General features: G+C 56.4%; 13 protein-coding genes. 4 read left to right on the plus strand and 9 right to left on the minus strand.

Annotation, left to right across the window (positions count from 1 at the left end; all coding sequences use genetic code 11):
* Window positions 1–94: 94 nt before the first annotated feature.
* The 5 genes from ACR0M9_RS19740 to ACR0M9_RS19760 form a co-directional block, all read right to left on the minus strand.
* Complete coding sequence (locus tag ACR0M9_RS19740; protein ID WP_480489209.1) at window positions 95–1,282, minus strand: cytochrome P450; 1,188 nt, start codon at window positions 1,280–1,282, stop codon at window positions 95–97.
* Window positions 1,282–2,634 carry a TRAP transporter large permease gene (locus tag ACR0M9_RS19745; protein WP_480774445.1) on the minus strand — a complete coding sequence of 451 codons (1,353 nt, stop codon included), beginning with the start codon at window positions 2,632–2,634 and terminating at the stop codon, window positions 1,282–1,284. The genes ACR0M9_RS19740 and ACR0M9_RS19745 overlap by 1 nt, the downstream gene beginning before the upstream one ends.
* The gene (locus ACR0M9_RS19750) at window positions 2,631–3,137 is read right to left on the minus strand and encodes a TRAP transporter small permease (RefSeq protein ID WP_209507551.1); all 507 of its coding nucleotides are present in this window, start codon (window positions 3,135–3,137) and stop codon (window positions 2,631–2,633) included. Before ACR0M9_RS19750 ends, ACR0M9_RS19745 begins: the two co-directional genes overlap by 4 nt.
* A 57-nt stretch (window positions 3,138–3,194) precedes the next feature.
* On the minus strand, window positions 3,195–4,214 hold the full coding sequence (locus ACR0M9_RS19755; protein WP_480774446.1) for a TRAP transporter substrate-binding protein: 1,020 nt from the start codon (window positions 4,212–4,214) through the stop codon (window positions 3,195–3,197).
* Window positions 4,215–4,284: 70 nt separating this feature from the next.
* A complete protein-coding gene (locus tag ACR0M9_RS19760) occupies window positions 4,285–6,318 on the minus strand; it encodes an FAD-dependent oxidoreductase (protein WP_480774447.1) in 2,034 nt (677 codons plus the stop codon).
* 103 nt (window positions 6,319–6,421) lie between these two features.
* Here ACR0M9_RS19760 and paaG point away from each other — a divergent pair, with 103 nt between their 5' ends.
* The 4 genes from paaG to ACR0M9_RS19780 are packed head-to-tail and all read left to right on the plus strand — an operon-like array spanning window position 6,422 to window position 9,570.
* Window positions 6,422–7,207 carry a 2-(1,2-epoxy-1,2-dihydrophenyl)acetyl-CoA isomerase PaaG gene (paaG, locus tag ACR0M9_RS19765; RefSeq protein WP_480774448.1) on the plus strand — a complete coding sequence of 262 codons (786 nt, stop codon included), beginning with the start codon at window positions 6,422–6,424 and terminating at the stop codon, window positions 7,205–7,207.
* Between the two features lie 2 nt (window positions 7,208–7,209).
* Entirely contained in the window at window positions 7,210–7,635 is a 426-nt protein-coding gene (paaI, locus tag ACR0M9_RS19770) for a hydroxyphenylacetyl-CoA thioesterase PaaI (protein WP_480774449.1), read from the plus strand.
* Window positions 7,636–7,659: 24 nt separating this feature from the next.
* The gene (paaK, locus tag ACR0M9_RS19775; protein WP_267365260.1) at window positions 7,660–8,970 is read left to right on the plus strand and encodes a phenylacetate--CoA ligase PaaK; all 1,311 of its coding nucleotides are present in this window, start codon (window positions 7,660–7,662) and stop codon (window positions 8,968–8,970) included.
* Between the two features lie 3 nt (window positions 8,971–8,973).
* A complete protein-coding gene (locus tag ACR0M9_RS19780; RefSeq protein WP_480478162.1) occupies window positions 8,974–9,570 on the plus strand; it encodes a TetR/AcrR family transcriptional regulator in 597 nt (198 codons plus the stop codon).
* Window positions 9,571–9,702: 132 nt separating this feature from the next.
* On the opposite strand, the gene ACR0M9_RS19785 is transcribed toward ACR0M9_RS19780, so the two are convergent.
* The 4 genes from ACR0M9_RS19785 to hpaD form a co-directional block, all read right to left on the minus strand.
* Window positions 9,703–10,392 carry a hypothetical protein gene (locus ACR0M9_RS19785; RefSeq protein ID WP_480774450.1) on the minus strand — a complete coding sequence of 230 codons (690 nt, stop codon included), beginning with the start codon at window positions 10,390–10,392 and terminating at the stop codon, window positions 9,703–9,705.
* Between the two features lie 213 nt (window positions 10,393–10,605).
* Window positions 10,606–10,791, minus strand: a complete 186-nt coding sequence (locus ACR0M9_RS19790; protein ID WP_480478160.1) for a hypothetical protein — start codon at window positions 10,789–10,791, stop codon at window positions 10,606–10,608.
* On the minus strand, window positions 10,788–12,185 hold the full coding sequence (locus ACR0M9_RS19795; RefSeq protein ID WP_480478158.1) for a pyridoxal phosphate-dependent decarboxylase family protein: 1,398 nt from the start codon (window positions 12,183–12,185) through the stop codon (window positions 10,788–10,790). The genes ACR0M9_RS19790 and ACR0M9_RS19795 overlap by 4 nt, the downstream gene beginning before the upstream one ends.
* A gap of 122 nt (window positions 12,186–12,307) precedes the next feature.
* The gene (hpaD, locus tag ACR0M9_RS19800; RefSeq protein WP_480484866.1) at window positions 12,308–13,150 is read right to left on the minus strand and encodes a 3,4-dihydroxyphenylacetate 2,3-dioxygenase; all 843 of its coding nucleotides are present in this window, start codon (window positions 13,148–13,150) and stop codon (window positions 12,308–12,310) included.
* Window positions 13,151–13,294: the final 144 nt, after the last annotated feature.

The following is a 13,294-nucleotide window of genomic DNA, read 5'->3' on the forward strand; positions in this document are numbered from 1 at the left end:
TCCCCGCGCTGCCACAAGCCGGTCTCGTGAAATCATATTTTAAACCGTACGGTCGGTCAATAAATTACCGAGCAAATTTCCCTCGCCGGATTTCTCAGACCCGCGCGGGTAAACGTGCAAACCCCCGAAACCGGATGCGCCCGCCCCGTTCGGCGCCGTCGGTGATGCGATAGTCTGGAAAACGGGCCAGAAACCGGCCCACGGCCACCCGGCCCTCCAGACGCGCGAGAGTCAGACCAACGCAGGTATGAGGCCCTCCGGCAAAGGCGTGATGCTTGTTGGGGCGTCTGTCCAAGATCATCTCGTCGGGCTGGTCAAACTGCCGTGGATCACGGTTGGCCGCACCGATACACAGATGAACATCAGTACCAGCCGGAATGGACTGACCGTGGAACGTTACATCAACGGTGGTCAGGCGATTGCCGAACTGGTTCGGGCTTTCCAGCCGCAGAAACTCGTCCACGGCCGAACCGATCAGATCCGGGTCGGCCAGCAACTCCGCCCGCTTGTCGCGGTGCCGGTTCAACAGCTCCAATGCGTTGCCGATCAGGTTCGTTGTGGTCTCATGCCCAGCATTCAGGATGAAAATGCAGTTCTGATACAGCTCGACCTCGGTCAGGCCACCATCCGTGTCGTCCTGGATCAGCCGGGTCAGGACATCCGTTGCCGGATCTCCGGGGTTGGCGCGACGATCCTCGATGATATGCCGCAGGAAGTCCTTGAAGTCCGAGACCGAGCGATTACCCCACTCTTCCTGCTCCGGCGTCAATTGCGGCTCCAACGCACCAAGAATGGCCAGAGACCAATCGCGCAATGGCCCGCGTTCGGATCGTGGTATACCCAGCAGATTGCCGATGATCTCGATCGGGATTGCCCCGGCAAAATCCTCGATCAGTTCGACGTTGCCCTTGACCTGCATCTCGTCCAGCAGCCCATCGACAAGCTGGATCAGACCCGGTTCCATTTGCGCCAACGCGCGCGGATTCATCGCGCCGACCATTACCTTGCGAACACGGGTATGCAGCGGCGGGTCATTAAACACCAAACTGGTGGTGTGGTGTTCATACAAGGGGCTGTCGACCCCGTATTTGGGACCAAATACCGCTTTCTTGTCCGATATGAATCGCGAGGTGTCCCGGTAAACAAGGTCCAGATCCTCGTATCGGGACAGGATAACCGATCCGTCACGTTGCCAGCAGACGGGCGTATCTTCGCGCATAACGGCGTAGGCAGGATAGGGGTCTGTGTGAAACCCGTCCGGAAGCGCGGTCAGAGAGAACATCAGTGCCCCATCGCCCCCATTTGTTCAGGCAGAACCAACACTAACCATGGCACCAGAACGATCAGGGCCAGCCGTAAGATATCCGCTACCCAGAACGGAGTAACACCCTTGAAGATTGTTCCTGTTGACACATCTCCGACCACGCCTTTCAGAATGAAAACGTTCAAACCGACGGGTGGAGTGATCAGGCTGATTTCGGTCACGACAACCACAACAATGCCGAACCAGATCGGGTCATACCCCAACGACGTGACCAGCGGGAAAAAGATCGGCACTGTCAGCAGCAGCATCGAAAGGGATTCAAAGACGCAACCCAAAATGATGTAGATCCCAAGGATCATCAGGATCACCACAAAGGGTTCAACGTCGTACGCCGTAACCAATGCGATGAGCGCTTCAGGCAGACCGGCAAGGTTGATGAAATTCGAAAAGATCTGTGCGCCGATCAGAACCGAAAACAATGCTGCGGCGGTATAGGCGGTTTCCTTCAGCACCTCAAAAGTCGACCCCAAAGTAAGCCCACCTCGTGACAGAGCGATCAGGAAAGCGCCCATTGCACCCATGCCTGCCGCCTCGGTCGGGCTGAAGGTCAGGTTCAACGGATGAAAATCAAAAGCACCGTACAATCCACCAATCACCAGAAAGAACAGCAGCAAGACGGCCCAGACCGAGCGAACTGCGGACAGACGCTCGGCCCAGCCGTGGCGTTCGCCCGCCGGTCCTGACTCGGGCTTGCGCGCGACGGTCCAGCGCACGGCGAGCAGGTAGAACAGAATGCCAAGCAGGCCGGGAATGATACCCGCAACGAAAAGTTTCCCAATCGAGGTTTCGGTCAGCAGCCCGTAGATGACCAGGATCACCGACGGCGGAATAAGAATTCCAAGTGTGCCGCCCGCTGCAATCGATGCTGTCGACAGCTCGTCGGAATAGCCATAGCGGCGCATCTCCGGCATTGCGACCTTGGACATGGTGGCCGCCGTTGCCAGAGACGAGCCGCAAATGGCTGAAAAGCCTCCGCATGCCGCAACCGTCGCCATGGCGATACCACCCCGAAAATGGCCCAGAAAAGCGTTTGAAACTGCGTAAAGCTCACGCGCAAGCCCACCCTTGTTCACGAATAGGCCCATAAGGATGAACAGCGGGACCACCGACAGGCCGTAATCCTGCGCGGTGTCGGTGATCTGACGACCCACCATCGACATCGCGGCCTTTAACCCGCGCTCGGACAGAATGCTGCCGCCGCGTTCATAGGCAAAGCCAAGCGTTCCGACCAATCCCATTGCAAACACGATAGGCAAGCGCACCAGCACAAGAACAAGAACAAGAACAAAACCGATCAGCGCAGCGGTCATTGGGGGTGCTCCGACAAGGTATGGGGGGCAAAGAAGTGCAAGAAGCCGGTGATGATCATTGCAACAGCGGTGATCGCTATGAACCCCGAGATGAACCAGCCTACATAGAAGACTGGGATCGAAAGATATTCCGTGACGTCCCCGTAATCCCGCGCACGTTCAGCCAATACCCAGACACGCTGAATTGGCCAAAAAAGCATGATGCCAGAGAACAGATATACAATCGCATCACGTACCCGACTTAACCGCAGGCGTGAAAACAGCCCATCCGTCAGATCCACAGCGATTTGACCCTTGCCTGCTGAGATCATCGGCAAGACCGAGAACACGAGGACGGCCATCAGGATCCGGGTCAGTTCCGTGGCCGCCTCGATCGGGGCATTAAAAACAGAACGTAGGATGACATCAAAGAAGGTCATCACCATCAGGATGAACAGCGCGGCACAGGCCAGCAGCGTGGGCACGATACTGACGCGACGCGCAAAGGTCACGAGAGATTGCATAACGGGTCCCCAGCGGGTGAAATCGGCTGGCGGATCGCGTCCGCCAGCCCGACTGCGTTATTGCGCAGCCATTTCATTTACGATCATGTCGTAGGCGGCCTGGGCGTCGATGCCTGTGCCATTGACTTCGTCGATAACCTTGGCGCGTACATCCGCGGCAATCGCATTGAACTTTTCCAGATCTTCAGCGGATGCGGCATGGATTGCGTTACCTTCGGTGCCTTCGGTCTCTTCCCGGCCGATCGCATCGATCTCATCCCAGATCTTGCCAATTTCGCGGCTCAGCGGTTCCCCGAAAACGTTTTCTTCCAGCGCTGCCTGCAGATCGGCGGGCAGATCAGCAAAGGTGTCTTCGTTCATAATAAAGGCAAACGAACCGCGATACAGGCCGCCAGGGACCTCATAGACGTTCTGGGCCACTTCCGTCAGCTTGAAACCTTTGCGGGATTCAAAGGGCATGACGACGCCATCTGCGGCTTTGGAAGCCAAGGTTTCATACACTTTCGGTGCAGGAACCTGGATACCGGTTGCACCCAGCGCCGTGCCCACGTCACCACCAACACCGCCGGGGATGCGAACCTTGAGGCCCGAGACTTCGTCCAGTGTTGTTACCGGGTTGCTGGAATGCAGCTGAGCCGGACCATGTGTGTGCAAAGCGATCACTTTCACACCACGGTGTTCATCTGCCGCCTTCAAATGTGTGTCATATGCACGCCAATATGCGACCGACGCAGCCTCAGCCGAGCCTTCATATCCGGGCAGTTCGATCATCTTGGTGGTGACAAACCGGCCCGGCTGATAGCCGTGGAAAATGATCGAGGCATCAGCGGCGCCATCCATGATCAGGTCCATCTGCGCAGGGGGCGGGGCAAGGCCCAGCTTCAGTTCGGCGGTGACCTGACCATCGGTGGCCTCTTCGATCATCTCGACGAATTTCGGCCACATCTTGGCATTGATGCCATGGGTCGGCGGGGCCCAGCTGGAAATGGTCAGCGTATAGTCTGCCGCAAGCGCCACTGTACCTGAAACGGCCAGTGCAGCTGAGGCAAGAAGTGTGCTCAACCTTGTGAATTTCATAGTTCTGTCTCCTCCCTGTGAAACATGAGTCAAGAATGCGTTAATGGTCACTTTTGTAACCATCAACTTGTTAATTGTCCCCAAGACAACCCGCGACGCGCCATGAACCGGGGCTTTCCTTGGCTACGGTTTCCATCATTGCGTGCGACGTGTTGGCTCCGATTTCCTTGCAATAGTTCATCGGCCCGCCGCGCCAGCGCGGAAAGCCGTAGCCGTGAATTTGAACCATATCGACGGCTTCCGCGGACTCGGCGATCCCCTGCTGAATGATCAACGCGCCCTCGTTGGCCAGCACCGCCAGGATGCGCGACACGATTTCGTCCTGCGCATATGCCCGCCGCGTTATGCCCTGATCCGCCGAGTGGGACTCGATCAACGCCTCCACTTCGGGATCGCGGATCGGTTCGCGATGACCCTCTTCATAGCGATACCATCCTTTGCCCGTACGTTGGCCAAGACGACCCATCTCGCACAGCTGGTCAGCAATCGTCACATAACGTTCGTTCGGGTCGCGGGTTGCGGCATTGCGTTTTCGGTTGGCCCAGGCGATTTGGAGGCCGGTCAGATCCTGCAGCTCGTAAGGCCCCATGGGCATCCCGAAAGCTCGCATTGCCTGATCCACCTGATAAGGCAACGCCCCATCTGCCAGCAAATAATCGGCCTCGCGCCGATACGCAGCCAACATCCGGTTGCCGATAAATCCATCGCAGATGCCCGACAGGACAGAAACCTTGCGAAGCCTTTTTCCGAGCGCAAACCCTGTGGCGACAACTTCGGGCGAAGTTTGCGGCGTATGCACGACTTCCAACAGCTTCATGACATGGGCAGGGCTGAAGAAGTGCAGGCCAATGCACCGGGATTGATTTTCGATACCCGCGAAAATCTCGACCGGGCTCAGGTAAGACGTGTTCGTGGCCAGAATCGCGTCACGCTGCATATGGCGCGCCAATTCTGCAAAAACCTGTTGCTTGACTGACAAGTCTTCAAACACAGCCTCGATAGCCAACTGAATGTCGGCAGCTTCGGAGTAGCTGTCAACGGCGCGAAATGCAGAAAGGCGTTCCTGTAGCTGCGCTTCGGACATCTTGCCCCGCTTGACTGCCCCCTTTAACAGCCCCTCAACCCGATCATGGGCTGCGGCCGCTGCTTCCATATCCCTCTCGATCAGAGTGACCGAAAGACCGCCATTCAGGGCAGCGGTTGCGATCCCTGCCCCCATCAACCCGCCACCGACAACTGCGATCCGGCTGATATCGCGCGGGGCAACACCTGCGATCATCGAAGGTCTGGCCACCTTGCGCTCGGCAAAAAAGGCGTATCGCAGGGCGCGGCTTTCAGGGCTTTGACGCAGCGCCAGATGGCGCGCACGCTCTTTCGGCTGTGCGAAAGCAAAGGGTTCTGACGACCAGCTGAGCGCGGTCAGGTTTTCCAGCGGTGATTGCTGACCCCTGGCGGTTCTTTTCAAAGCCTGACGGCTCGTCTCCAGAAGGTCAGACGCGAATTCACCGACGGGCCGTTGACTGACAGGTGCCGGGCGCTTTGGCAGGTTGGCGACAAAGTCCAGAGCAGCCGCCGTTGGGTTATCGGCAATCAGGTCAATTCCCCCGAGATTGGCCATTTCCTCGGCTTTCAGGATTTTTCCCGAACAGGCGATGTCGATCGCCGCTTCCATTCCAACTAGGCGCGGCAATCGTTGCGTGCCCCCCGCCCCCGGGATCAGGCCCACATTGACTTCCGGCAGCCCAAAGCTGGTGCCCGGCGCTGCGATCCGCCACGCGCAGGCCATGGCAATTTCAAGCCCGCCACCCAACACATTGCCGTGCATACAGGCGATAAACGGCACATTGCTGTCTTCGATCTTCTGAACAACATCAGGCAAATGCGGCTCAGCCGGAGCCGCGTCAAACTCGGACATATCACCGCCTGCGATGAATGTCCGACCGGCGCAGCACAGGACGGCAACCCGAGCTTTCTGAACTGCATCGACCGCGTCGGCCAGACCCTGCCGAACCCCCGTCGAGGTTGCGTTCACCGGCGGGTTGTCGACCGTGACCCAGGCCACGTCGCCCTTAAAGTCAACACTCACCAGCGACGGTTGCGGCATTTGCAATCCCTTTGATCAGTCCAGATTCGGTTCGGGTTTATATATTGACCAACCGTTCGGTTAATGCAATGATTAAGTTGTCACGGGAACAGATGAGACTGCCATGAGCGATACGATCCTTGTACATGATCACGGAAACTGGGTTGAAATAACCCTGAACCGCCCCGACAAGCTGAACTCGTTCAATGAGGAGATGCATCTTGCCCTTCACGACGCGCTGAAGAGCGCGCGCGAAAATGGTGCCCGCGCGATTTTGCTGACCGGCGCAGGGCGCGGTTTTTGTGCGGGTCAGGACCTTGGAGACCGCGATCCCTCGAAAATGGATGGCCCGCCCGACCTGGGCAAAACTGTACGCACTTTCTATGCCCCTTTGGTTCGACTGATCCGGTCTTTGAATTTCCCGGTCGTTTGTGCCGTCAACGGCGTGGCCGCGGGCGCGGGTGCGAACCTTGCACTGGCCTGCGACATGGTTCTGGCCAGGGAAAGCGCGAAGTTCATCCAAAGTTTTTCTAAGGTCGGGTTGATTCCGGACACAGGCGGCAGCTGGCACTTGCCCCGATTGTTGGGCGAGGCGCGCGCAAAGGGGCTGGCCCTGACAGCAATGCCCCTAACCGCCAAACAGGCGGAAGACTGGGGGTTGATCTGGAAGGCGCTTCCCGATGATCAGTTGATGACCGAAGCACGCGCTCTTGCCACGCAACTCGCAAACGGCCCCACCCTTGGCTTGGGTCTGACCAAGCAGTGCATTCAAACAGCAGCCACTACATCCTTGTCCGATCAGCTTGAAATTGAAGCGGACGCGATGAAAACCTGCGGGGAAAGTGCTGATTATGCCGAAGGCGTGTCCAGTTTCCTCGAAAAACGCGCACCGCATTTTCAGGGAAGATGATGATGACACCAAAAGAACGCGCCCAAAAATCCGCGGCGGCGATGTGGGCCAATGACGAAGCCAGTAAATGGTTCGGGATGGAGCTTGTCCAGGTCGATGAAGGGCGCGCTGTCCTGTCGCTGACTGTTGCGCCGCATCACTGTAACGGACACGGTATTTGCCATGGCGGCGTCACGCACGCTCTTGCTGACAGTGCTTTTGCCTTTGCCTGCAACAGCCGGAATGTTGCAACTGTAGCGCAGCATACGATGGTCAGCTATCTCGCACCGGGACGGAAGGGTGACCGCCTGACTGCCACCGCGACAGAAGTGAACCTGTCCGGTCGCAGCGGCATCTACGACGTCCGCGTCATCAATCAAGACAATACTCTGATCGCTGAATTTCGCGGCATGTCCCGCACCATTGGCGGCCAGAATTTTCAAGAATAGTTTCGTGACTGGAGGAGTTACGCGATGAAAGACCTTTCCCCCAACAAAGCGGACCTGGACCCGATCGAAATCGCCTCGATCGACGAAATTCGCGCCACACAGCTTGAGCGGCTGAAGTGGTCCGTGCGCCACGCCTATGAAAACGTTCCGATGTACAAACAGCGCTTTGACGAGGCTGGCGTGCATCCTGACGATCTTCAGCAGCTTTCGGATCTGTCAAAGTTTCCGTTCACGTATAAAAACGACCTGCGCGACAACTATCCGTTTGGTCTTTTTGCGGTTCCGCGCAGCGAGATAATTCGCCTGCACGCGTCCTCCGGCACGACAGGCAAACCGACAGTGGTCGGCTACACAAAGAATGACATAGACAACTGGGCTGACCTTGGCGCGCGGTCTCTTCGCGCGTCTGGGCTGCGCAAGGGCGACATGGTGCACAACGCCTACGGCTATGGGCTGTTCACCGGTGGGCTAGGTGCCCATTACGGGATCGAACGCCTTGGCGCGACTGTCGTCCCGATGTCGGGCGGGCAGACCGAAAAACAGGTCAACCTGATCAACGATTTCCGTCCTGACGGGATCATGGTTACACCCTCCTACATGCTCAATATCCTTGAACAGTTCCACAAGGCGGGTCTCGACCCACGTGAGAGCTCGCTGAAGGTTGGCGTTTTTGGTGCCGAACCCTGGACTGACGCGATGCGGGCCGAGGTCGAGGCGGCCTTCGACATGCACGCCGTCGATATCTATGGCCTGTCCGAGATCATGGGCCCCGGTGTCGCCAATGAATGCGTTGAAACCAAAGACGGGCCTGTAATCTGGGAGGATCACTTCCTGCCGGAAATCATCGACCCGGCAACCGGAGAAGTCCTGCCCGATGGCGAAACCGGAGAATTGGTGTTCACGACACTAACCAAAGAAGGGTTGCCGATGATCCGCTATCGCACACGCGATCTGACATGCCTGCTGCCGGGGACGGCGCGGTCCATGCGCCGGATGGCAAAAATTACAGGTCGCAGTGACGACATGATGATCCTGCGCGGCGTCAACGTCTTCCCCAGCCAGATCGAGGAACAGGTCATGGCAACGGGCGGTCTTGCCCCCTATTACCAGATCGAGCTCTACAAATCCGGTCGCATGGATGCCATGCGGGTCTTTGTTGAATCCTCCCCCGATTCCACCGACGAGCTGTCAAAAACGGCCGCTGCTCGGATGCTGACCAAGCGGATCAAGGACGTCGTTGGCGTTTCAACCGAAATTGTAGTAGGGGACCCCGGCGACGTCGAACGCTCTCAGGGCAAGGCGAAGCGCGTTGTAGACAATCGCGATAAGGACTGAGCCGTGGCCCGGACAATTGCTAAAGACCACGACCAAAAGCGAGAGCAGATCCTGAAGATGGCGGCAAAAGTGTTTGCCGACCAGGGGTTTGACCGTGCTTCGATGACCCTTTTGGCCAAAGAATGTGGGATCTCGAAAGCAAACATATACCACTACTATGACAGCAAGGATGCCATCCTGTATGACATCCTTGAAACGTACTTGCGTGAGTTGCGGGACCGGATTTGCAATGTTGATCTGGACGGCCTTAGCCCCGAACAGAAACTGCGCAAAGCAGTGCGCGAGATCCTTTTTGCCTATCAGGGTGCAGATGACGAGCACCGGGTTCAGATCAGTGGCATGAGCGCACTGACCGAGGAACAGCAAAAAAGGCTACGGGGCTATCAGCTTGATCTGGTGAACTTTGTACGCGACATACTTCTGGAGTTGTCCCCCGGTTCTTTTGACGGAGCCAAGGACAAGCTTCGGGGAGCGACGATGTCAGTCTTTGGCATGTTAAACTGGTATTACATGTGGAACACCGGCGCAGGCCCCAAAGCCCGCGAGGATTATGCCGATCTGGTGAGCACCCTGACCATGCATGGTGTGCAAAAGCTATAGGCGTGCCCCCTTGGGGAAAACACGCTTGGGGCTGGTCACGTGTGTTATTCTGAAATCTCAGGTCAGACTGGTCGGCTATCCTGAGGCGCGCCAATAAGGACCGTGGCTGCAGCGAGCGCGTGGCCTTCTTTCTTACTTTTTGCGCATCTTCAAATCGTCTAAGAAATTGCGTTTCGCTGCCATGACCTCTTCGTCCGTCATGTTTGATCTGTTCAATTCCAGAAAATACTCTGCGGCTCCAACCGGTTGGACATTCAAGTTACTGACAGGCGTAAGATCATCGGACCTTACGTTCAGCATCGATAGCACCTTTGTGGCGGGAAATAGACGGTCACTCATGTTTGAGGTGTCTAGGGAAACGACGTCGGCTCGGGAGGATACGGCATCCTTAACTCGGGCAACCACACCAGCAAGATCTGCGCCTTGCTGAAGTAGGTCCGCGTATTCCGAAAGGCCTTCCTGAATTCGGTTCGAACGTATGTTTTGCCAATAAACACTCTTAATCCAATCAGAGGCGTTCCTGGTGGTAAAAAAGAAGGTTGCACGCGCGTTACCATCAGCGAACTTCTCGATCTCATCCAATAGCACTTCAGACAAAACCGTTACCATGGAATAAGAATACACATTTTTACGCCCTGGAATCAGGCCCGCAAACTCCTCGTTACTAATCAAAAGCGGTTTGTCTGTTTCGTTTTCAAAGCGCGCCAGAGCTTGTCTTAATTGTTTACGAAACTTATTTAGCACTCGTTCTTCTTGCACTACAGAAAAGCGCCGTGCTGAGAAGCCCGCCTCTTGCAGATCACTCGGAACCAGAATATTCACTCTGCCCTTTAATCGGGAACGATTTCTGAGCAACATTGTTTGCAGTGTTCGAGTGCCTGTTTTATGAAACCCCTGATGTATAACGACTTTCAACATTTTCTTATCTCTCGCTAAACTCTCGTCGAAGTTGCCGGAAAAGCGCTTTCCTCAATATCCTTTCATCCTTCAAAGACCTACAAGTGACCTTTGACCTACCCACCGATGGTCCCTCACTCATAACGAGAGTGAGCGTGTTAGATATTCATAGTCTTCGGTTTCGGCTTGGGCAAACTCACCTGCGGCAATGACTTCATACAGGCTGGAAAACTCAGGAAAATCACCGTTCAGGGCGATCGCACCATCATCGGTAATCACCCAAAAGAAGGTATCCCCTGCAGCACTGAACGTTGCGAATTTCATAACAGGCTCTCCCAGACATCGCGGATGACATCCGCCGCCATCAGCACGTCATCGCGGGTTGTGTCGAATTGCCCGACCTGAAAACGGATGATCTTGCGGCCATTAAACATGCCTTGCGTCAGGTAAATTCGGCCATCGTCATTCAGCGCGTCCACCAGTCGCTGCTGAGCGGCGTCATCCCCTGGACAGCGAAAGGAAAACAGGCTCAGGATCGGGCCGGTGGTGATCTCAAACCCCTCTATCGCGCCGATCTTTTCTGCAAGTTCATTGGCCCAGAGCACATGGTTGCGAATTCGGCTCCGCAACCCGTCGAGACCGTATGACCGCATCAAGAACCAGATCTTCAATGCCCGGAACCGTCGACCCAGAGGGATTGTCCATTCCGAATAATTCGTTACCTCTGCCCCTGTGGTCTTGAGGTATTCCGGTTCGATCTTAAGCGTGTTGAGCTGTGGCGTGGCGTCCCGCAGAAACTGGATCGCGCAATCGAACTGCGCCCCCATCCATTTATGTGGGTTGAAGACAATGCTGTCGTAACGATCCGCCCCGGGCCAAAGGGCCTCACGAAGCTCGGGGCAGATCATCGCCGACCCCGCCCAGGCCGCGTCGAGATGCGTATAGAGGTCGTATTTTTGCGCGATGTCAGCCACCGCCACCAGATCATCGCAGGCCCCAACCCCGGTGCCGCCCGTAATTGCAATGATACCAGCAGGTACATACCCGGCCGCGATGTCACCCTGAATTGCGACATCAAGAGCCTCTGCATCAATCGTATAGGTCGGACCACGTGTCGGCAGTTTCACCAGATTGTCCTGACCGATCCCTGCAACCCAGCAGGCCCGATCAATCGACGAATGAACCTGATCCGAGCAGTAGATGCGCAGTGCGCCCTTGGCGTTCAGGCCTTCGCGGTTGCCGGTAAACCCTGTGGCCCGTTCCCGCATGGTCAGCACAGCCGACAACGTGGCAGATGATGCGCTGTCCTGAATAACTCCGGTCGTTCCTTCCGGCAATCCAAGCGCCTGCCGCAGCCAATCGACCATGACACCTTCGACCTCGGTCGCAGCTGGTGAGGTCTGCCATAGCATGCATTGCGCCGCGATTGTGGTCACCAGCATTTCAGCCAGCATCGACGGCGGCGCTGCGTTGGCCGGGAAATAGGCAAAGAACCGGGGATGTTGCCAATGTGTGATACCCGGCATCACGATTCGTTCGAAATCGGCCATGATGGCTTCCATGGGCTCGCCACTATCGGGGGGCGATGCCTTTAGCTGGGCCGCGATTTCTCCTGGTGTGGTCTTGGCCCGAACAGGACGTTCAGCAAGTGTCTTGTGGTAATCGGCCGCCCATTTCGAAATGTGCTGACCCCAATGCGAAAACGCGTCCCAATCCATGCGCAAGCCTTCTCTTGTAACTGAACACCAATTTGTCCAGTCCCCGACCTTACCCGTTCGGCTCGCGGATTAAAGCCGAACAGGTGTGCTTTCTTCAAATGAAAAGGTCCCGAGTTCTGCCTTCAGACCGAAAAGCTGACATTCGCCTGACCTGTGCCAGAGCTGCCGAAGTAGGGGGTGTAGATGTCGATCTCACCCTTGTAGCTGCCCCAGCCCAGAGCTCCGAACAGCAAAGCCGTGTCATTCATGGCGCATTCGCCTGCGCATTTCTTCGCATAGTCCGGCAGCATTTCAAGGAACTCTTCGAACCGTCCCTGTTCCCACATCTCCAGCACGTGCATATCCATCTGGCGGTTGAACTCGCCGTTTACCGCATTCAATCCGTCGACCGAGCGCTCATTCGGCGTGAAATCATGGCTGAGTGAGCCAGAGGCCAGTATGGAAACGTTCCGGTCGGAACGCCGGATACCTTCGGCAATGGCCTCACCCCAGACGCGGTTTTCCTGGATCGACGAGAACTGGTTGACTGCAACGGGCAAAACGCGCGCATTCACCCCTTCGTTGATGAAATGCATAGGCAGAAGGGTGCCATATTCCATTCCCATATCAGGGTGCGAATGGCCAAGCGCTCGCTCGCCGCGCTCACGCAGAACATCAAGGATGGTTTCCCCCAACGCGTTATCTCCGCGATAATCAAACTCCATGTCTGCCAGCATGTGCGGCAGTTCATGACTGATGAAGCGGCCTTTGTGGTGCTCTTTGGTATTCAGGTGAAACCCCTGATTGGTGATCCAATGGGTGTCGAACACAAGAAAGGTCTCGACCTCGCGGTCTATCGCGTCCTGGCGCAGGCGCGCATAACCATCAATGGCAGACTGCCGGATGCCTTTGTATTTTGGCATCGTGTGGGACATCCAGATACTTGGCACATGCGTGATCTTCGCGGCTTGTACGATCTTTCCCATGGCAGTTCCTCCTCGTGTTTACCGACGTCTGTGTACCAGAGCCCTTGCCCGAGTTCACTTCCCCAGCTGCATGATGTTGTGATTTCCGGTTGCGAAGCCGACGTGTTTTTGTTCCATGTAGAACTCGAAGCTCCAGTTGCCGCC

The sequence above is a fragment of the Ruegeria sp. CH2 genome, from assembly GCF_056537065.1.

Bases quoted from the DNA above. Each gene is read 5' to 3' on its own strand.
- ACR0M9_RS19745 (WP_480774445.1), bottom strand. From the start codon at position 2,634: ATGACCGCTGCGCTGATCGGTTTTGTTCTTGTTCTTGTTCTTGTGCTG.
- paaI (WP_480774449.1), top strand. From the start codon at position 7,210: ATGACACCAAAAGAACGCGCCCAAAAATCCGCGGCGGCGATGTGGGCC.
- ACR0M9_RS19795 (WP_480478158.1), bottom strand. From the start codon at position 12,185: ATGGATTGGGACGCGTTTTCGCATTGGGGTCAGCACATTTCGAAATGG.
- ACR0M9_RS19755 (WP_480774446.1), bottom strand. From the start codon at position 4,214: ATGAAATTCACAAGGTTGAGCACACTTCTTGCCTCAGCTGCACTGGCC.
- ACR0M9_RS19760 (WP_480774447.1), bottom strand. From the start codon at position 6,318: ATGCCGCAACCGTCGCTGGTGAGTGTTGACTTTAAGGGCGACGTGGCC.
- ACR0M9_RS19750 (WP_209507551.1), bottom strand. From the start codon at position 3,137: ATGCAATCTCTCGTGACCTTTGCGCGTCGCGTCAGTATCGTGCCCACG.
- paaG (WP_480774448.1), top strand. From the start codon at position 6,422: ATGAGCGATACGATCCTTGTACATGATCACGGAAACTGGGTTGAAATA.
- paaK (WP_267365260.1), top strand. From the start codon at position 7,660: ATGAAAGACCTTTCCCCCAACAAAGCGGACCTGGACCCGATCGAAATC.
- hpaD (WP_480484866.1), bottom strand. From the start codon at position 13,150: ATGGGAAAGATCGTACAAGCCGCGAAGATCACGCATGTGCCAAGTATC.
- ACR0M9_RS19790 (WP_480478160.1), bottom strand. From the start codon at position 10,791: ATGAAATTCGCAACGTTCAGTGCTGCAGGGGATACCTTCTTTTGGGTG.
- ACR0M9_RS19740 (WP_480489209.1), bottom strand. From the start codon at position 1,282: ATGTTCTCTCTGACCGCGCTTCCGGACGGGTTTCACACAGACCCCTAT.